The organism is Neobacillus cucumis (assembly GCF_016908975.1).
Lineage (GTDB): Bacteria > Bacillota > Bacilli > Bacillales > Cytobacillaceae > Neobacillus > Neobacillus cucumis.
This window is the reverse complement of record NZ_JAFBEX010000002.1, coordinates 392,712-413,243: the sequence shown is the minus strand read 5'-3', so window position 1 is coordinate 413,243 and position 20,532 is coordinate 392,712. Positions and strand designations below refer to the sequence as shown.

14 protein-coding genes are annotated in these 20,532 nt (G+C 39.1%); 3 read left to right on the top strand and 11 right to left on the bottom strand.

All coding sequences use genetic code 11. The annotated features are described in order from the left end of the window. Nucleotides 1–172: 172 nt before the first annotated feature. Entirely contained in the window at nucleotides 173–1,585 is a 1,413-nt protein-coding gene (gad, locus tag JOC76_RS04110) for a glutamate decarboxylase (protein ID WP_205176293.1), read from the top strand. A 288-nt stretch (nucleotides 1,586–1,873) separates the two neighbouring features. Here gad and JOC76_RS04105 read toward each other — a convergent pair whose 3' ends face one another. From JOC76_RS04105 to JOC76_RS04090, 4 genes are all read right to left on the bottom strand, one after another. After that, complete coding sequence (locus tag JOC76_RS04105; protein ID WP_205176292.1) at nucleotides 1,874–3,097, bottom strand: cytochrome P450 family protein; 1,224 nt, start codon at nucleotides 3,095–3,097, stop codon at nucleotides 1,874–1,876. A gap of 78 nt (nucleotides 3,098–3,175) precedes the next feature. Next, nucleotides 3,176–4,609, bottom strand: coding sequence for an MFS transporter (locus JOC76_RS04100; RefSeq protein ID WP_205176291.1), 1,434 nt, complete (start codon nucleotides 4,607–4,609; stop codon nucleotides 3,176–3,178). Nucleotides 4,610–4,683: 74 nt separating this feature from the next. After that, nucleotides 4,684–7,425: a family 78 glycoside hydrolase catalytic domain gene (locus JOC76_RS04095; RefSeq protein ID WP_205176290.1), complete on the bottom strand. Its 2,742-nt coding sequence runs from the start codon at nucleotides 7,423–7,425 to the stop codon at nucleotides 4,684–4,686. 229 nt (nucleotides 7,426–7,654) lie between these two features. Next, complete coding sequence (locus JOC76_RS04090) at nucleotides 7,655–9,139, bottom strand: NAD-dependent epimerase/dehydratase family protein (RefSeq protein WP_205176289.1); 1,485 nt, start codon at nucleotides 9,137–9,139, stop codon at nucleotides 7,655–7,657. A 142-nt stretch (nucleotides 9,140–9,281) separates the two neighbouring features. Between JOC76_RS04090 and JOC76_RS04085 the strand changes: the two genes are divergently transcribed. Beyond that, nucleotides 9,282–10,523 carry a helix-turn-helix domain-containing protein gene (locus JOC76_RS04085; RefSeq protein WP_205176288.1) on the top strand — a complete coding sequence of 414 codons (1,242 nt, stop codon included), beginning with the start codon at nucleotides 9,282–9,284 and terminating at the stop codon, nucleotides 10,521–10,523. A gap of 31 nt (nucleotides 10,524–10,554) precedes the next feature. On the opposite strand, the gene JOC76_RS04080 is transcribed toward JOC76_RS04085, so the two are convergent. Continuing rightward, nucleotides 10,555–12,810, bottom strand: a complete 2,256-nt coding sequence (locus JOC76_RS04080) for a glycoside hydrolase family 3 C-terminal domain-containing protein (protein ID WP_205176287.1) — start codon at nucleotides 12,808–12,810, stop codon at nucleotides 10,555–10,557. Nucleotides 12,811–12,975: 165 nt separating this feature from the next. Further along, complete coding sequence (gene sda / locus JOC76_RS30820; protein ID WP_205176285.1) at nucleotides 12,976–13,083, bottom strand: sporulation histidine kinase inhibitor Sda; 108 nt, start codon at nucleotides 13,081–13,083, stop codon at nucleotides 12,976–12,978. Nucleotides 13,084–13,614: 531 nt separating this feature from the next. On the opposite strand from sda, the gene JOC76_RS04070 reads away from it, so the two are divergent. After that, nucleotides 13,615–14,478: an AraC family transcriptional regulator gene (locus tag JOC76_RS04070; RefSeq protein ID WP_205176283.1), complete on the top strand. Its 864-nt coding sequence runs from the start codon at nucleotides 13,615–13,617 to the stop codon at nucleotides 14,476–14,478. A gap of 13 nt (nucleotides 14,479–14,491) precedes the next feature. On the opposite strand, the gene JOC76_RS04065 is transcribed toward JOC76_RS04070, so the two are convergent. The 5 genes from JOC76_RS04065 to JOC76_RS04045 all read right to left on the bottom strand — a co-directional run bounded on the left by JOC76_RS04065 (nucleotide 14,492) and on the right by JOC76_RS04045 (nucleotide 20,405). Continuing rightward, nucleotides 14,492–16,219, bottom strand: a complete 1,728-nt coding sequence (locus JOC76_RS04065) for an ABC transporter ATP-binding protein (protein WP_205176281.1) — start codon at nucleotides 16,217–16,219, stop codon at nucleotides 14,492–14,494. A 59-nt stretch (nucleotides 16,220–16,278) separates the two neighbouring features. Next, a complete protein-coding gene (locus tag JOC76_RS04060; protein ID WP_205176279.1) occupies nucleotides 16,279–18,081 on the bottom strand; it encodes an ABC transporter ATP-binding protein in 1,803 nt (600 codons plus the stop codon). 358 nt (nucleotides 18,082–18,439) lie between these two features. Beyond that, complete coding sequence (locus JOC76_RS04055; protein WP_205176277.1) at nucleotides 18,440–18,808, bottom strand: hypothetical protein; 369 nt, start codon at nucleotides 18,806–18,808, stop codon at nucleotides 18,440–18,442. 85 nt (nucleotides 18,809–18,893) lie between these two features. Further along, entirely contained in the window at nucleotides 18,894–19,643 is a 750-nt protein-coding gene (locus JOC76_RS04050; protein ID WP_205176275.1) for an ABC transporter permease, read from the bottom strand. Continuing rightward, nucleotides 19,644–20,405 (bottom strand): ABC transporter ATP-binding protein, encoded by a 762-nt coding sequence (locus JOC76_RS04045; protein ID WP_205176272.1) that lies wholly within the window; start codon nucleotides 20,403–20,405, stop codon nucleotides 19,644–19,646. Between the last annotated feature and the right edge of the window lie 127 nt (nucleotides 20,406–20,532).

Below are 20,532 nucleotides of genomic sequence, written 5' to 3'. Positions count from 1 at the left end.
TTAAAACATACCCCGACAATTAAAACTTGTCGGGGTTCCTTTTTGTATTACAAACCTGAATTTTAATTTCTGTTGTAATACCCATGAACAACTTGTCCGATGAATATTTTACGGCATTTATTGACAAAACAATATAAGAAATCTATTTCCCATGAAGGAGTGTGGATTCTATATGCCACAATGGCACCCACGCCGTACGCAAATCGAGCAAACGATGTTGTCTAATGAATTTTCAATAAATCCCCTATTCGCCCGAAAAGGTGAAAAGGACGTTCCGCGTTTTCGCATGAGTGATCAAGGTATGTTACCTGAAACCGCGTATCAAATTGTCCACGACGAAATCGCACTAGATGGAAATGCCCGCCTTAATCTTGCAACATTTGTTACCACCTGGATGGAGCCAGCTGCGGAACAATTATATGCCAAATCAGTTGACAAGAATATGATTGATAAGGATGAATACCCGCAAACGGCAGCGATTGAGGAACGCTGTGTTCGTATTTTAGCCGATCTCTGGAATGCGCCTGACCCTCAAAATACGATTGGCGTTTCGACAACAGGATCATCGGAAGCGTGTATGTTAGGTGGCCTTGCGTTAAAGAGACGCTGGCAGAACGCACGCAAAAAAGAAGGGAAGCCAATTGACCGGCCAAATATCGTATTTAGTTCTGCCGTTCAGGTCGTTTGGGAAAAATTCGCTAACTATTGGGAAGTTGAACCGCGTTATGTGAACATCACCCCAGAGCATCCTTATTTGGATCCCGAAGGTGTGCTCGCTGCAGTTGACGAGAATACCATCGGTGTAGTGCCGATTTTTGGGGAGACTTATACTGGCATTTACGAACCAGTTGCCGCCATTGCGAAAGCCTTGGACGAGCATCAGGCCAAAACGGGTCTCGATATTCCGATACATGTAGATGCTGCTTCAGGAGGATTTATAGGACCGTTCCTTCAACCAGATTTAGTGTGGGATTTTCGGTTGCCAAGGGTGAAGTCTATCAATGTTTCCGGACATAAATATGGCTTAGTTTACCCGGGTCTTGGATGGATCATTTGGCGTGAGACGGCAGATCTCCCTGAGGAACTCATCTTTCGAGTGTCCTATTTAGGCGGAAACATGCCTACATTTGCCCTGAATTTCTCTCGGCCTGGCGCACAAGTACTCCTACAATACTATAACTTTCTGCGTCTAGGCAAAGAAGGATACTATGAGGTGCAAAAGACTTCTCAGGCAGTGGCGCAATTCCTCAGCAAAGAGATTCTTGAAATGGACGCATTTGAACTACTGACAGATGGCTCAGCTATTCCGGTATTTGCCTGGCGATTGAAAGAAGGACACACATCCAACTGGAATCTTTATGATTTATCTCGCCAATTACGCATATTCGGATGGCAAGTGCCTGCATATCCTTTACCTCCCGATATGGAAGAAGTAACGATTATGCGTATTGTGGTTCGAAATGGATTTTCCATGGACTTGGCTCAATTATTTATGATGAATCTCAAACAGGCTGTCTCCTATCTTGATTCCTTGGATGGGCCAATACCACATGACACCAAGCACGACAATGGTTTTCACCATTGATTTCGAACCTTTCAAAAGAGAAACTTAATATTCAAGGAATTACAAGTCGTGCTGGAATCAAGAAAAAAATTTGTCCGCCTCAATTTCGGCAATTTTATAAGCGAAATACCCCAAAAACGCCTTCAAATATGAAATTTGAAGGCGTTTTATTGATTTTTAATATCAGACAGATATTCATATTTTTTAAAATCAATATCTATAACTTCATTATTGTCCTTGTTACTTGATCACATTTGAGAAACTGCCCTACTTTCAAATCATTTAGCTTTTTACATTACCCATCCTTAATTAAAAACAGACGGGAATTTCTTTTACACCCCTGATGATCATTCCAGGTCGCCATTCAAGTAAACTTTGATTATTTTTCAATCGAATATTAGGCATTCGTCTTAATAACGTATTTATAGCTATTTCTCCTTCTAATCTAGCCAAAGGAGCACCTAAACAGTAATGAACCCCTTTTCCAAAAGCAATATGGTTATTAACCTTTCTCGTAATGTCAAGGGTGTCAGGGTTCATAAACTGTTCAGAATCCCGATTTGCCGAAGACAAAGAAATAAGTAGAAGATCACTTTTATGAATGTGCTTTCCCCTAAACTCTATATCCTCAGTAGCAAATCTCATATTGCTTACTTCAGCGGGGCCGTTATAACGCAGAATTTCTTCTATCGCTGAATGAATGAACTCTGGTTGATTTTTCAACTTTTCTTTTTGTTCCTGATGCTCTAACAAAGCAAGAACCCCATTGCCAATCAGATTTACTGTAGTTTCGTGACCAGCGATTATGAGTACAAATACCAAAGCATACAATTCATGTTCAGTTAGAATATCCCCTTCATCTTCGACACTAATTAAATCACTGATTAAATCCTTCTGCAGATTATTACGTCTTTTTCCTATTAATTCTTTAAGATAGTCTACAAATTCAATCATTACTTGTTCGCTTTGTTGAGAGAAGTTAGGATTGTTCACACCTTCCATAATCACCTCTGACCATCTGCGAAATTTATCTTGGTCTTCAAATGGAACCCCCAGCATCTCACAAATTACAGTAATTGGCAATGGGAATGCAAAGTCATCTATCAAATTCATCTCCCCTTTTGATTGCACCTTATCTAAAAGATTATTGGTTATCTCTTCAATACGACCCCGGAGTTGTTCCACCATACGTGGTGTAAAAGCCTTTTGTACCAATCGTCGGAGACGACGATGATCAGATGGATTAATGCTAAGTAAATTACGAGATATAATCTCCTGATGAGGGGGAAGCTTTGACTCAGAGTCATTGTTGTTTCCAGGATAGTTGGTAACAAAGCGTGAATCATTTAATATTTCAACTGCATCTTGATATTTAGTAATCACCCAGGCAAGTTGTCCATTTGGCATTGGAAAACGGTAGACAGGATCTGTTTCACGGATTTCCTTGTAAACAGGAAACGGGTTCCGGATAAAATCTACATTCAGAAAGTCAATTTTCCTTTCACCATTTCCTTTTGGTTGATTAGAACTCATCTTAGTCCCTCCATTCATACTATTTTAAAACCACTTTCAATCAAGTAATCTTCCTAGCCATTTCATTATTTAAAGTAGTTATTTATTATTTCTCTCCGCGAGTTCTTTGACAATTTGAGCATACTTTTGATCTAGATCATACTTACGTAAAAGCAAATAAGTAATGATAAACAAAGCTAAAGGTAAATAGACTGTAAGCACTAGAATACTAGTTATTGCCGAATGTGGTTGTTTTGCCAATGCACCGTCATAGTTGCCCAATGCAAGAATCCATCCTATCATAGCTGCTGCTAAGCCACTCCCGATTTTCACACCAAAGCTGTTTGCACTATTCACCATACCTACTAATCTTTTACCAGACTGCCATTCCCCATATTCGACTGTATTATTTACTAATACGCCACCGACTGCCATCATCGGAATAGTGGCAAATGTCGCAATTCCTCCTAGAATTAATGCAGCCATAAAGCTGTATGGCATAAAGCAGCGAATTAGAGTTGCAATAATTCCTAAAACTAGACCGATTCGTGCTGTTTTGGCAAGACCGAACTTCTTGATCATCGGTCCAACAATTGCAAATCCTAAAAATACAGGAATTAACCCAACTGCCCCCATAATACCAACTAAATTTTCATTACCAAGAATATATTTTGTATAATAGACCCCAGTTGAACCTGAGAGTACATACATCATATTAATAAATAATTGCGCGAATAACATAATGACCCAGTACTTGTTCTTAAATAATAATTTAATACTTTCCAAGAATGAGACGTTGTCCTCAATTTCATTTTGAGTTTTTTCATCATTTTGCTCTTTTGAAGACAGGAACGTAAAATACAATGAAATGCTAGATAAAACACCCAACACAACTGCAACTTTTATCCATGCAGATTGATTACCGCCTAGCATATTTGTTAAGGGAATTAAAATAATAGCAATAATCATTCCGATAATGTATCCAAAAATAGAACGAGTGATCCCCATTTTCCCACGTTCTTCTTGACTTTTCGTCCGCATAGCCATTAAACTTCCATATGGTATTGCAATAGCGGTATAAATGATTGCGGTTGCAAAAGTTACCGTAATGAGAGCGTATACATTCTTCATTGTTGCTGGAACATTAGCTGGGACCGTAAAAAGTAAGATAATGACTAATGCAGTAGGAATAGTGGTCCATAATAACCAGGGACGGGCCTTTCCATATTTTGATTTTGTCATATCAACCACTTTTCCCATTGCTAGATCGGTAAATGCATTAATTACTTTTGTAATTAACATAATCGTTCCTACTGTTACTGCTGCAATACCGACCTTATCTGTATAGAAATAAGTCAACATGCCAATGAGACCGCTAATCGCGTTTAAGGCAATCATTCCTGCGCCATCCCCAAGATAATGATGCAATCTCAGCGTCTTTTGAATCCCTTGTGAATCAAAACCCAGTTCTTTGTTCTTTTTTGAAGGATTGTTATCTGGATTACTATTTAAGATTTCATTTTCTACTTTCATACGATCTCCCCCAACTATTTATTGTGTGTTAAAGGGGACGAGTAGTTTCCTACTCGTTCCTTGGACGCCTAACTCTAAATTGTAATGACCGTTCGGTTAAGAGCATCAATCACCATTTTAAATAAAGTTTCTGTTTCACCTGGTGCAGTTGCTAATATTTCACTAATGGATAGTTGATAAGCGAACTCAATCATCGGGTGATTCATCATTTCCGGAGCATATTGATTTAAAATCTGAAGGGCTACTGGTTCATCCAAAATTTCCTTCAGTGTAGAATCCATAGAAAACCTTGCTCTCTCCAAATTGGTTTCTGTTTCATATTCGAAATGGTAGGAACCAGAACCAACCTCCAGTGGATTCTCTTTTTCTGGTAAATATAATAAAGCTGTTGTGTTTGCTGGAATAACAACGTCCACTAGGATCTTTTGATTCCTGCATATCCATGCACTTTTAATTTCGCCATATACGGAATTGAATGAGGCTTCCACAGAAGTGATGCCCTTTATAAACTGTGGCTTTATTGAAATCTTTTTATAACCTGGCTCCAATTGGTTGATGCCGGCCAGCTTCCGGTACATCCACTCTCCTATCGACCCATAAGCATAATGGTTTAAGCTGTTCATACCAGAAGTATCGAAATCCCCATTGGGCAAGATGGAATTCCAGCGTTCCCAAATCGTTGTTGCTCCTTTTTTAACCGCATATAGCCATGATGGATAATCTTCTTTTAAGAATAATGTTCCAGCCAGATCATGGAGATTGTTATCCGATAATGCTGGCAAAAGGTAAGGAGTCCCAACAAACCCAGTGGTCAGATGGTTTTTATGGTTTGCAATATTGATCTCCAAGGTTTTCAGGATTCGTTCCCGATACTTTACATCTGCCAAGTCAAAATAAAGGGCCAATACACACCCTGTCTGCGTTTCGCTGACCATCCGGCCAGAAGCTGTAATGTATTCCTCATTAAAAGCTTTTTTTATTTTTTGATATAATTGATCATATTTTTGTCCATCTTCATGCTCATCGAGAACATAGGCTGCTTTACTTACGAGATTCGTGGAATAAGCATAAAAGGCATTTGCTACAAGGTATTTATCTGTTGCGCCTGTTCTTTCCGTGCTTCCTTCTTCTTTATCCAAACCTAGCCAATCTCCGTACTGAAAACCTTTTTGCCATAATCCATTTGTTCCACAGTGCGCTGAAATGTAATCTACCCAGCCCTTCATGCTTTCATATTGTTCCTCTAGAACCCTAACATCGCCATAAGTTTGATAAATGACCCAAGGGATGATGACCGCGGCATCACTCCAGGCCGCTGCTCCATCCTGGTTCCCTAAAATGTTCGGAATCACATGTGGTACACCAAATTCTTCGGTTTGTTCTGAAGCTAAATCATGAAGCCATTTCGTAAAGAATGATGCTACATTCATATTAAAAGCTGCTGTTCCGGCAAATACTTGGGCATCCCCTGTCCAGCCAAGTCTTTCATCTCGTTGAGGACAGTCAGTTGGAATATCAAGAAAATTTCCTCTTTGACTCCATAAGATATTGCTGTACAGCTGGTTCACGAGCGGGTTGGATGAGGTAAAGGTTCCTGTCTCCTCCATTTGGGTATGCAATACACACGCAGTAAAGTTCTCTAAGTTGATCTCCTCTAAGCCCTCAACCGCAATATACCTGAAACCATGAAAGGTAAAGTGCGGGAGAAACGTCTGCTCCTCGCCATTGCAAACAAACTGATCAATGGAGATTGCTTGGCGAAGCGTTTCTGGATAAAAATTCCCATCTTTATCTAAAACCTCTGCATGTCGAATGGTAATTATCTGACCTGTTTTACCTGTTAACTTCAATTCAACAAACCCTGTCAGGTTTTGGCCAAAGTCTATGACCTTCTCTCCTTTTGGCGTAACAATTAGTTCTTTTGCCTTAAGCTTTGTCGTTATTCGTACCGGTTCACTTTCCTGCCCGATAATCCGTTCCTTATCAAAGGACATGGGAAGGACACTTGAAAAATTTTCATTCTTATAACAAGAATCAATGGTTTCCCCCATATAGATTTCACTACTGCGAATTTTTCCAGTGGTCACATTCCAGCTTTCGTCTGTTTTAACGATTTCCATTGTCCCATCAACATACGTAATATGGACTTCAGCAAGCACTGAGACTCTATCTCCATAATGATTAGGAGTGCAGGTAAAACCAAAAATTCCTTTATACCAGCCGTTCCCGACTGTTATTTCCATTGTATTTTTCTCTTGGAGCAATTCATCAGCCTGATACGTCTGGTATTGAATTCGTTGATGATAATTCGTCCATCCCGGAGCAAAATAGGTGTCTCCTACTTTTTTACCATTGATTGTAATTTCATAAACTCCCAATGCAGTTGCATAGATACGTACTTTCTCCACCTCTTTCTTCACCTTAAATTCTTTGGTAAAAACTGGGCAGGCTGTCTCATCTGCCGGGAAATCATGTGTGATCCAATCTGCACTAAAGTTTGTTCCTTTTAAGAGACCCGTTTCAAAGCTTCCTTTCGCAATCGCCCAGTTTCCTTTGTAATCCCAAACTTCAACTTGAACTTGGTACAATGTGCGGGGTTCAAGTTCTAGACCGTTATATTCAATTAAGACAGAAGAGCTGCTATCCTGTTCACCGGAATCCCAGACCGTTTTACCCTCTTTTGTTACAAAAATTCGGTACGCTGTTTGCATTACATTCTTTTCTTCAGAAACCAATTTCCATGAAAACCTTGGCTTCTTAATATCTAGTCCTAATGGATTCTCCCGATATTCGACTCGTAAATCTTTTAATTCCATAGTCCTAATTCCTTTCATCATAAACTTAGTGATTGATGACTAACATTTTTGGTATCGCTTTCTAAATTCATTTTAATCGCCCCCAACTCTTTATTATGGTAATATTACATTTTTTTTGGTATTTTAATTAAAAAGTGCAAAATTATTTAATCAGTTTTCTTTCAATAAAAAAGACTGTTAAGATTTACCCAACAGTCCAATTTGAATAACATTTTATATAATTTCTAAATTATCTCTTAACATCTTTAAGAATACTTTCCTCATAGGAATTGGACTCATCCTTTTCATGGAGTGGATACCATACTTGAGCAAAAAATGGATTCCTTTTTGCTTCCTCATCATAATTCCAAGGAGCCGGCAAGCAGTCGGGACACCAGTGCCCACCTAAAAGTACAAGGGTGGGACTTGCTTCGAATTTATGACCAAAAGCGCAGCGCCAGTTAAGTTTAGTAGCTAGATCACCTTTTTGCATTGATTCGGATAGACATTCTCCTCCCCTAAACACAGCTGCCTGTTTCATATCCCCAAGATCGAGCTCTGATTTAGGTTTGGTCTCATCATAACCATGGTTCAGATGGACTGCCTTTTTAGACGGTTTCATTTCTTCATATTCTTCCCAGTTTGGAATCTCTTCCCACTTTTCCTTTGAGCCAAAGAATGAAGTAATTCGGTCTGTTACATTATTTTTTATCCAATACATCGTACCAAGTTCTTTATTGGCCACAGGTTCCATAATGAATCTTTTAATAATAATGGAAGGTACATATTTAGCAATTCTCATTTTAAATGGGGCATTTTCTTTCAACTCTGCAATAAACTCATCTGCAGAACCATTTCTAAATTGGAGGTAATCCTCTAGGATATCGGAATCAGCATACCATTGACCATGAAAATTCCTCGTTGCAAACCAGTTTAAATCTGTCACTTTTTGAACATCCATTCCTAAAGCCCCAAAGCTTTTTTGCATAAATTCATAATTGGTTGTCCGGTATTTTTCTCCACCGCCTATGTTATAAATCCTTCTCCAAAAATCTTCAGGAACCTCTTCCTCACAAACATTGGCCAATAGCCTGCCCGAATCTCTAGCAGTAACCCATTCAAAAACACCATTGATTGGTTCGTGGAACATGATGGGATCTAGATTATTTAGCATCCCACTATAGAGTACTCCTGTCTGCCTCAGGGAAACCCAGTATTTTAGACCCGATTCAATTATCTCTCTTTCCGCTATGGTCTTTGTAATAGCATAATTATCATATATGCTAATTTTAATAGGATCCCCGGTTCTGCCCCAATGAATGGGCGGATTACGATCCCCGGTTTCCGCAACCGTTCCGATATAAACCAATTTAATCTCATCTGGATTCGGCTGATTTTTTATCGCTTTAATGATATTTCTGACAGCACCTAGATTTACTTGAGTCGTCAATTTAGGCAGATAGTCTGCAGCAGGAGAGACCATTCCTCCTACATGAAGGACATAGTCAGCTTCCTGAACACCTTTTATTACATCATCGTAATTTGTTAAATCACCCCAGATTATTTTCACGCCTTGTTCATTTTCATATATAGACATGATTTGTTTATCTTTTTCCGTGGGCAATACTAACGCAACAATATTAAATTTGTCTCTTCTATGAAGCAATTGTTTAAATCCTTCATGTCCCATGTTCCCTGATGCACCTGTTAAAAATATAGTTTTTTTCCGCTTCATACCCTTCACTTCTTTCCAAGATTCCTTTTTACAAAATTCATGTTAAGTTATTTAAACGATTTGATATGGTAATTTCATTTGTAATTTGGTAACTTATTTAATAACTAGACAACAAAAATATCTGAAAGGTCAGGACTTCTGTATGTCAAATCGTTTCGACCATTTAAAGGACTTATGTAGGTTAGTCTCTGAAACTTTTGATTTATCTATTTTTTTCGTTAAGCCAACTGGTGAGATTTCCTTTGAAATCATAGATAATCAAATATTGAATCCCCTCTATCAAAATGAGAAGCAAAATCTTTTTCACTCATTAAACTTTGAGCCGGACAAACAATACAATTTCCCTGTTATTAGAAAAACGTATTTTTATGAAAATTATATTTTAATTAGCATTGTTCACAATGATTTGTTTGAAGGCACGGTAATAATCGGTCCTTCTCTTCCCTATGTTTTATTCGAACAAAAAATCAATGGGTTAATCAATGATTTTCATGTTTTTGCTCAGAGGGAACAGGTATTCCATTACTATAAATCCACTCCTGTTATATCCAATGAAAAGCTATTAAAAGTAAGTGTTATGGCATTCTACCTTATCACTCATACTCTGATTTCTGCAGAAACGGTAACAAAGGAAAACTCGAAACATATACAACTAGGAGAAAGTAAGGATACTGAACTATTTACGAACACAAAAAGGGAACAGCCAGCAGCGGTCCACCACGATCCACTACTAGAAAAACAGCTGTTAACGATTATTAGAGAAGGACGGCTAGAGGAGCTAAAAGGATTTACTCAAATGGAAGAAGAAAGTACTGGGGTTTTATCAAGGTTCAGCTATATTCGTTCGAAAAAAAACATCGCGATTGCTGGAATCACTTTAGCTACACGAGCTTCAATAGAAGGTGGCCTCCATCCAGAGATTGCATTTTCCTTAAGCGATGTATACATTCAGCGTCTAGAGGACTTAAAAACAATAAAGGAAATTGACCAATTATCAGGGGAAGCATTCTTTACCTTTACAGAAAAAGTTCAACAGGTAAAAGGAGAGCAATTCTCTAAAACGATTACCAACTGTCAAAACTATATTTATAACAATCGATATGAAAAAATTACCCATGACGATGTAGCAAAGCAGGCAGACTTAAGCCATAGCTACTTATCCATTTTGTTTAAAAAGGAAGTTGGCATTTCAGTTACCGACTACATTCAATTAGTTAAAATAGATGAGGCTAAAAATTTAATCGAATTTACCCAAACCCCTCTCTCGGAAATAGGTTCGTTGTTAAACTTCTCTGACCAAAGCTACTTTACGAAGGTTTTCAAAAAACATACAGGCATGACGCCAAAACAATATAAAGAAAAGTATCATTTACTAGACCAATAACCCGGCATCTGCCGGGTTATTTCCTTTCGATTTAATTTGATTTATTCACAGCTTGCAGGATTCCTTGCAACGTTTCTTCAGTAAATTGTCCATTGCTCATGATCGATGCATTATGAAGTGTGGTGCCTAATATCATCTCCTGCATACCAGCCCCTAGACTGCTTTCCCCTTCAAATTGCCCCTGCCCCATAGCTTTCATGATTTCCGCTCCAATCGGATGTTCTAGCAAATCTCCGAACGTAGAATTTCTTGTTAATACTTTTTTTATAATGACAGTAGATTCTACCTCCACAGTTTCTTTAAGAAGAATATCTCTCGATGATTTTCCAACTAAGAGTTCAAAAGTTCCAGTTTCCACATGCCAATCCTTCAACTTCACATTGTAATAAGCAAATGCACGTTTAGCTAATTCAAATGTAACGGTCGTTTCTTCACCGGGTTGAAGAGAAACTTTTTCAAATCCTTTCAGTTCCTTTTCTGGACGTGGCATTGTACTCTCTACATCTCTTATATAAAGCTGTACAACTTCTTTACCTGCCATACTGCCTGTATTTTTAATTTTGACTGTAACCATAATGGTATCATCGTCCTTGATTTGTTTCTTATCCACCTGTAAACCACTGTATTTAAAACTGGTATAACTCAACCCATAACCAAAAGGAAATAAGGGCTCCACATCCCTAGTATCGTAATGTCTATACCCTACAAAAATTCCTTCCCTATATTCAACGCTTTCTCCATCTCCTGGAAAATGTAAATAAGAAGGATTATGGACAATCTTTTTAGGGAAAGTCTCTGCGAGCTTGCCGCTTGGGCTTACGGATCCAAATAAAATATCGGCAATTGCTCCACCTAATGCTTGACCGCCAAGATAACCCTCCAATACACCTTTCACTTTATCCAGCCACGGCATTTCGATTGGAGCTCCATTACTTAGCACCACAATTACATTGCTTTGCACTTCTGCCACCGCTTCAATTAAAAATCTATGATTATCCGGGATAAGGAGATGCTTACGATCAAATCCTTCCGATTCATATCGTTCCGGTAGTCCAGCAAATATGACAGCCACACTAGCCTGTTTTGCAGCTTGAACGGCTTCCTCTATTAAACTATCATTTACTTCATCACTTTCGAGGTCATATCCCTCAGAATAAGTGAAAGATGTTGTTTTTCCTGCCATTTTTGTAAGATCTTCATATATATTATCCACCTTAGTAGGATTGATATGAGAGCTACCTCCCCCTTGATATCTTGGAGACTGAGCAAAAGCACCAATAACGGCAACTGATTCTACTTCCTTAATAGGCAATATATGGTCTTCATTTTTAAGGAGAACCATGCTTTCCCTTGCTACTTCCCTTGCCAAAGCATGATGATCCTCCTTACTATAATAAGCATTTTCCTGTTTATACTCTGCTGACTTAAACAAAATCTTTAATATTCTTTCTACCGCTTGATCGAGTACCTTCTCAGAGAGCTTACCCTGTCTGACTGCCTCGATAATCTTGTTCTCTCCGATGTCGCCGCTCGTTGGCATTTCAAGTTCAAGACCAGCTGCAAGCCCTAGGTCTCTTTCGTTGACAGCTCCCCAGTCAGAAACCACCAAGCCATTAAATCCCCATTCATCCTTTAATATTTCTGTTAATAGTTTTTTGTTTTCAGAGCAATACTCCCCATTTACCTTATTATATGCAGCCATAACGGTCCACGGCTGTCCCTCTTTAACTGCTTCTTCAAAACTGGCTAAATATATTTCTCTTAACGTCCGTTCATCGACTACTGCATCAATGGACATTCTTTTATATTCTTGATTGTTTACAGCAAAATGTTTAAGGGACGTTCCTATACCCTTACATTGAACTCCCTTGATATAGTTCGCTGCTAGTTTGCTTGAGAGATAAGGATCTTCTGAAAAATATTCAAAATTTCTTCCACATAACGGAGATCTCTTAATATTGGCTCCTGGACCAAGAATAATCGACACATTCTCCGCCTGGCACTCCTCACCAATGGCAGCTCCCACTTTATATAACATAACTTTATCCCATGAACAGGCAAGTCCCGCAGCTGAAGGAAAACATGTTGAAGGTATGCTTTTTTTTATACCGAGGTGATCAGCATCTCCTTCTTGTTTTCTAAGTCCATGAGGGCCGTCCGTCATCATGATGGACGGAATCCCTAATCTTTCAATTCCCTTTGTATTCCAAAAATCTAAACCTGAACAAAGACCTGCCTTTTCTTCCAGGGTCATTTCATTTATTAGTTCTTTAATATTTGCACTCATCCTCTTCTCTTCCTCCTTAAGCTTTACAAAAAAAGATACCGTTTTCTACTTCATCTTAAGGAAGTTTTGAATATTTTTATGGTAATATCATCTTATTTTTTGTAATTTTAATTAAAAATCAGTATTTATTATAAAATAATCCTTTATTTTGAATTCAATCACCAATCACTTATTTATTTCTTCCGACAATAATATAATAAAGTCTTTACTTACATTGCATTCAATAGCTTCTTTATATATTTTAAGCAATTGTTCTGTACTAAGTTTATGCATAAATTCCCCACTCCAATTAATCTAAATACTTTATAAAATCAATTTACCATCTATCTACAAGGAATATTTCAAAGGCTCCAATAGGTTTATCTAAATCAAACCTTCTACTAAAAATGTTACTTTTTCCCCCTTCTTGCCTTATTGATTAACAACAGACAAACCTATTTTCCTACTTCTAATTCAAATATAAGATTAAAATCAATTTGAATATGGTAATATGATTAGAAAATTTGTATTTTAATAATCAAATAGTAATAAAAGATGCTCCCATTAAAGAAGACAGATGTAAATTCTACTTGATGATTAGAGTTATTTTTTTCAAAAATCTAAAAAAGTTTACTAGTGTATCTCCATAACAAAATTAAAGCAGGCTCACTAACTAAAAGCTCTGTTTATAAAACCACCTAGATCCTGACTGGACATTCCCTCCAATCACATGAAAAAGGAACTAGCGTGAAAGAAACTTCAAAATATTCAGTATAACATTATGAATTCCGCGTATTCTTAAATTAGAAATCTAATATGTAAAGGATGAGTAATATAGTACAGGATTTTGGAAGTTTAATTTCAAAATTAAATGAATTGACCTTTTCCATATTATTAGCAGGTTACAAAACATTTCCGCCTAGTTGGAGTAAAAGAGGAAAAAAAAACCTTTACCATTCACTTTGGTTTATTACAAAAGGTACTGGTGATATCGTCATAAATGGAAAAAAGTGCAAGCTTTCCCCAGGAAAACTCGTAGTTTTTACTCCCGGTATGACATGCGACAATAAAACTAATTCCTCCGAATCCCTTGAGTTTTACTTTATCCGTTTCACTCATGCTGGCGCATTTGAAAAGAAGGAACAATGGCACTTTATAAATCCGGAGGAAATCAGTTTTCCACTGCAAGGAGTGTATACAATCAAAAACAGCCCAGGAGTTGCTTTTTTATTAGAAAAAATCATTTCTCTATCAAAACGAAGAGGGGCAGTCATTGCCTTTAAGAAAAAAATCTTATTCCAAGAACTGCTGTTAATGTTTATTCAAGACTTTCATACGCAAACCATTTCTAAGGACACCAAACAAGTAATTGAAGAAACGATTGACTACATTAGTCATCACTATCAACGGACTATCACTCTAACAGATTTGGCAAAGATGGCCGGTCTAAGCAATAGTCATTACTCGAGGCTCTTTAAGAAATATACTGGCTATAGTCCAATCGAATACTTAACGCATCTGCGGATCGATCTTGCTAAAGAACTTCTCGCCCATTCTGATATACGAATCAAAGAAGTGAGTCAAAGTGTTGGGTATGAAGATGAACTTTATTTCAGCCGAATTTTTAAAAAATTCGTGGGGGTCTCTCCTACTCAGTTTAGTAATGAAAATAAGATGGCTAATCAATAAGATTACCCATCTTTTAAACTTTCTCCCTTACACCTTTTTCTTTGTTTTGATTCAAACACAATTGAAAGTAAAAGGAATGGTTCCTTATGAGCTGCTGATGATTTCCCATTTCTACTATTCTTCCCTTATCTAAGACAATGATTTTATCCGCATGTTGGATGGTGGAAAGCCGGTGAGCAATGATAATTGTTGTCCGGTCCTTTGACATTTCCCTTAAAACTTCTTGTACCGCTTGCTCTGTTTCTGTATCGATGTTGGCTGTCGCTTCATCTAGAATCAGAACATCTTGATTGGTCATCATCGCTCTTAAAAAAGACAGCAGCTGTCTTTGTCCAGCCGACAATACCGTTCCTTCCTCGCCTAGCATTGTTTCATATCCCCTCGGCAGCATTCGAAAAAAAGCATCAATCTTTAAAGATTTGGCTGCTTTTACGATTTCATCATCCGTCACATGATGATGATTTAAACGAATATTATCCAAAACAGTACCTGTAAACATAAATGGATCTTGTTGAATGATGCCAATGTGCTTCCTGAGGTCGTTTAAATGAACCTCTTTTATATTGATTCCATCGAGAGTAATCGTCCCCTTTTGGTTATCATAAAACCGGTTCAACAGTTGAATGATCGAGCTTTTACCCGCCCCGGTTGCTCCTACAATTCCAACTGTTTCCCTTTGATTGATCCTAAAATGAAGATCTTTTAGAACCCACTTTTCCTGATGGTAGGAAAACCAAACGTGTTGAAAAACAATGTCACCGCGAACTTTTTCAGGAAGCTGCTTTGGTTGTTCAGGGTTTAAGATAGTTGGTTCTGTTTCCAAGGTCTCAAAAATCCGTTCAGCTGATGTCAGCGCAGCCTGGATTTGATTGAACCTGTCTGCGAGGCCCCTAAGTGGTTCAAAAAATTGCCTAACATAACTGGTAAAGGCATAAACGGTACCAAAGGTAAGCGTACTGTCCAGGACACTTCTTCCTCCATACCAAACCAAAAGTGCCAACGAAATATTTCCAAAGAAACCAATAGACGGGTTAAAAATTGAATTGATGACGGTTTGCTTCATTCCCGCCCGGTAATGCTCTTCGTTTAACTCATTGAACTGCTCAAGCTGCTTTCTTTCCCGTGCAAATAATTGAATCACACTCATTCCGGAAAGATTTTCCGCCAGATTAGAAAGAAGCTTAGATAGAATCGTCCGAAGATGCCTTTGTGTTTTTCGCAACACACTTTTAAAATAAAAGGTCACTACGGCGATGACAGGTATGACTAAGAAGCACACCAAAGTGAGCTTTATGCTCATGTAAAGCATGAGAAAAATGATTCCCATGAGAATCAGAACTTCTTTTATCAAGTTGACAATCACTTGGGAATATAGTTGGTTGAGTGATTCAACATCATAGGTAATCCTTGTGACTAATCTTCCAGTCGGGTTTTGCCGGTAAAACGACATCTCCATCTTGGCAAAATGCTGAAAGATGGCCTGCCGGAAATCATATATGACATACTGACCCGTGAATTGAAGAGTATTATTTTGAAAATAAGTACTGACTGAAGAAACCAAAATCAAGAGGAAATATACAATACCTAAATTCATTAATCCTTGATAATCGTTCTTCATGATGTGGGAATCAATGGCGAGTTTGATGATATAAGGCTGAGCCAGGCTTGATATCACAATAAAACCGGTTAAAGCGAGCGAAAATAAAATGAGCTTCCAGTAAGGTTTGGCAAATGTAAGCATTCCCTTGGCCAGTTGACAATCAACGATTTTGGGAAGTTTCCCCGCTGTTCCCTTTTGAATTATGTCCTCCTCCTTCTTTTTATGAGGATATTTTGTCGATGTATGTATCGCAATGGTTGTAGCTCCAAAGAATGTTGCGTGGTCTGTTGTTCAAGCATTTTTTTATAAATCCCATTTTTGTTTATCAGTTCTTGATGTGTGCCTCTTTCCACGATTTTCCCTTCATTAAGTACGATAATTTGGTCCGCATGTTGGATGGTGGAAATCCGGTGACTAATCATGATGGTCGTTCGACTTTTCATCTCGCTTCTAAGTGTTTGTAATATACCAGTTTCTGTCTTGGAATCAACCGCTGAAAGGCTGTCATCAAAAATGATAATCGGCGAAGGTTTCATCAAGGCCCTGGCAATACAGACACGTTGCTGCTGTCCCCCTGATAAGGAAAGTCCCTTCTCCATCAACACGGTATCAAATTTTTGAGGAAGTTCGGTAATATCATGATAAACATGTGCCTGCGTTGCCGCGTGAAAGATTTGTGGATCCTCATATGGATTTGGGTCAAAGGCAATATTTTCTTTAATCGTGGTGGAAAATAAAAAATTTTCTTGCGGTACGTAAGCAATTGAGGTACGAAGTGTTTTTAATGGAATATCCCTTATATCTTGATGATTAATAAAGATTGTATTTTTTGGAGGATTATATAACCTAAGAAGTAAGTTAACCAAGGTTGATTTTCCGCTTCCTATTTTCCCGACAATCGCCAAACTGGTTCCTTTGGGGATTGAAAGATTAATATTTTGCAAGGCGTATCGTTTGCTTTTGTCATACTTGAAGGAGAGATTTTTGATTTCAATATCACCGGTAATGGATGTAATCGGTCTAACGCCTTCCTCGTCTTGAATTTCCGGTTCGGTCGTTAATACATCACGAATCCGGTTATCAGCCGCTTTTCCCTGTTGAAGTAGATTGATCACCTTTCCAATGTTCTCAATCGGGGTAATCAGCAAGGACAAATATGTGTTAAAGGCAACGAAATCCCCGAGCGAAATGGTGTTACGCATGACTAAAATGGAGCCCAGTACGATGGAGAGTAGATAACTAAGACCAACAATGCCTTGACTTAACGAAGTGAACAACGAGTTGGTACGTATTAAATGTTTATTCACCTCCACATTCGAATCATTTTCTTCCGTAAACTTTTTCAGTTGTTCTTCTTCTTGTACATATGTTTTGAAGACACCGATGCCCGAGCAAAATTCCTGGACCCTACTGGTCAAAACTCCGATGGCTTCTTGTACTTGTAACGAATAGGCTTGAGTCTTTGCCCGAAAACGATAGGCAATATAGGTTAATCCGGGCAGGGGTAATAAGACGAGTAACGTTAATGAGAGGTTAATCGTGCTGGCCATCATGAAAATGGCGATGGTAATCAGAACAACTGCTTCCACCGTTTGAAAATATCCCTGCATGACAATCTGCCTCATGATGTTGACATCGTTGACGGCATGGGCCATCAAATTGCCAATCCGCTGATTGTGAAAATAATTTGTCTGCATTTGCTCCCAATGAGAAAACAATGACGTCCTTAAGTCCCGCTCCAGGATTCTGGACATTTTGAAGATGTAGATGCGCCCGGATGACCGGAATACAAAGGTCCCGAATCCTGTGATGATAAACCATAGAGCCAATTTCCATAAACCAGCTGCAGTGATACTATCGTTTTGAAGTCCATCTGTGAACTCCTTTAATAAACCAGGGACCACTAATTGCAACAGGAGTGAAATCGCTAATAGGCCAGTTCCAAAAAAATAACTCCATTTATGTAAGTAGAAATGCTCTCGAAAAATAGATCGATTCCTCATCAGATCCCCCTCCCTCATAAAGGAATATGCTTAGAATACCTTACCGATTATCCAATAACAATGGATTTACCCATCATCTTTCATGGATTATCTTGCTTTAATCCAAATTATGTGAAAGAAGATTTCACTTTTAAGAAGATAGCTGCTAAGAAACCATTCCAAAGGTTCCCCATCAAACAGTATTTATGAAAAAAATGCTGGAATATTTCTATCATGGTTAGATATTCGGTAAACTTTTAGTTGTTAAAATGAGGATGGAATAGTGTACCTTCTTAAACTCTAGCCTCCTTTAGTATAAGGAAATGATTTCACAATCTAAAATATAAAAGACATGAGAATTTCCCATGCCTTTTATAAGCTATTTCCTTAAATGATAAGGTACTGTTGTAATAACAACATCTTTATGTCTATATAACCATAATCCAAGTAATAAAGCCGTTTGATTGTACAGTATGTTATGCCACCCCTTCTTAGGTATAAATTGAGGTATAATAATCTGGATCTGTGATTTAAATTCTTCTTTTTCATCAATCATTTTAATTAACCTGACAAATGGCTCTAAAACGGACCTATATCTTTTTTTAAAAGTCACCAATCTACATGGGTTTCCCCATTCCTCCCATTTTCCCTCCATCTTTTTTATCGAGTCATCATTAAAACCTACATAGACCGCTAATAAGTTTTCCTGACCTATACCTAAGGCAAAAAGATAAGGTGTTATGGACAACTCGATGGACGCCTGAAACTAGGACAATGGTGATAACCTTGTTTACAACAGCTGACTTGATATGGCTAATCCCATAATGGTTTACTTACCCTAACTGCCGTTTAAATGCTTGACTGGCGAAGAAGTAAGCGATGGCCATGATGCCGACACACCAGGCAAGCGCGATCCAGATATCGTTGCCAACAGACCCTTCATACAAGAGGGCACGAATCGCATTCACGATTGAAGTCACGGGCTGGTTCTCAGCAAAAGCACGGACAATTTTAGGCATGGTTTCGGTTGGGACAAATGCCGAACTGATAAACGGCAGGAAAATCAGCGGGTACGAGTAGGCTGTCGCCCCTTCCATAGACCCCGCTGTCAACCCGGGAATGACCGCCAGCCATGTCAGCGCCAGCGTAAACAGCCCGAGTATCCCAGCTACCGCGAGCCAATCCAGGATATCAGCGCTGGATCGGAAGCCTATTAAGAGTGCGACAAGGATAACAACCACGATAGTTAGTGCATTGGATACAAGTGAGGTCAATACGTGAGCCCACAATACCGATGAGCGCTTGATGGGCATGGTAATGAACCGCGCCATTAGACCACTTTTTACATCCGTAAACAGCCGCACGGAGGTGTAAGCGACGCCGGATGCGATAGCCATCAGCAAGATTCCCGGCAATAAATAATTGACGTAGTTTGCTGTGCCTGTTTCTATGGCGCCACCAAATACGTAGACAAACAGCAGCATCATCATAATCGGCGTAATTGCCACCGTAATAATCGTATCCGGGCTGCGCATGATGTTGCGCATTAACCGTCCTAGTAATACCCCTGTTTTGCTTTTCATTTACATCTCCTCCTTTTTGCCGATGATCGCTAGGAAAATTTCCTCCAATGTCGGCTGCTTCTCGGTGTACTCCACTTTGGCTGGCGGGAACATCTCTTTGAGTTCTTTTAAGGAACCGGTTGTGATGATTTTTCCGCCATGCAGGATGGCGATCCGGTCCGCCAGCTGTTCGGCTTCCTCCAGATACTGGGTCGTCAGCAAGATGGTCGTGCCTCCGCCGGCAAGCTCCTTGACCTTACCCCAGACTTCAATCCGGGCTTCGGGGTCAAGCCCTGTCGTCGGTTCGTCGAGAAAAATGACTGCGGGCGTCCCGATCAGGCTCATGGCGATGTCAAGCCGGCGTTTCATCCCACCGGAATATTGGTCCGCCCGGCGGTTGCCCACATCGGTCAGGCTGAATCTTGCAAGCAGATTGTCAGCTACTTGAGCGGGATTGGAAACTCCCCGCAACTTGGCGATCATCTTCAGGTTTTCCCTTCCTGTGAGAATGCCGTCTAAAGCTGCGAACTGTCCTGTCAGGCTGATGCTCTGACGAACATGATCCGGTTGACGCCGGACGTCAAAACCGCAAATACCTGCTTCACCGCCATCGGGCTTCATCAGCGTTGAGAGGATGTTGACCGTCGTCGTCTTGCCCGCTCCATTTGAGCCCAGCAAGGCGAAAATTTCGCCACGCCCCACCTCAAAATCCACCCCCTTTAAGACTTCCTTATCTTTAAAGGATTTTTTTAACCCTTTTACAGAAATCGCTGCATTGCTCATACTTTCTTCCTCCTTATCATAAGCGCAGCAAGGCGCTAGATTGGCTATACCTCACTACTCTGTCTGACTGATATTCTGTATTACTTACTACTGGGTTAAAAATATAACTGAATAGTGAAGGAGACAC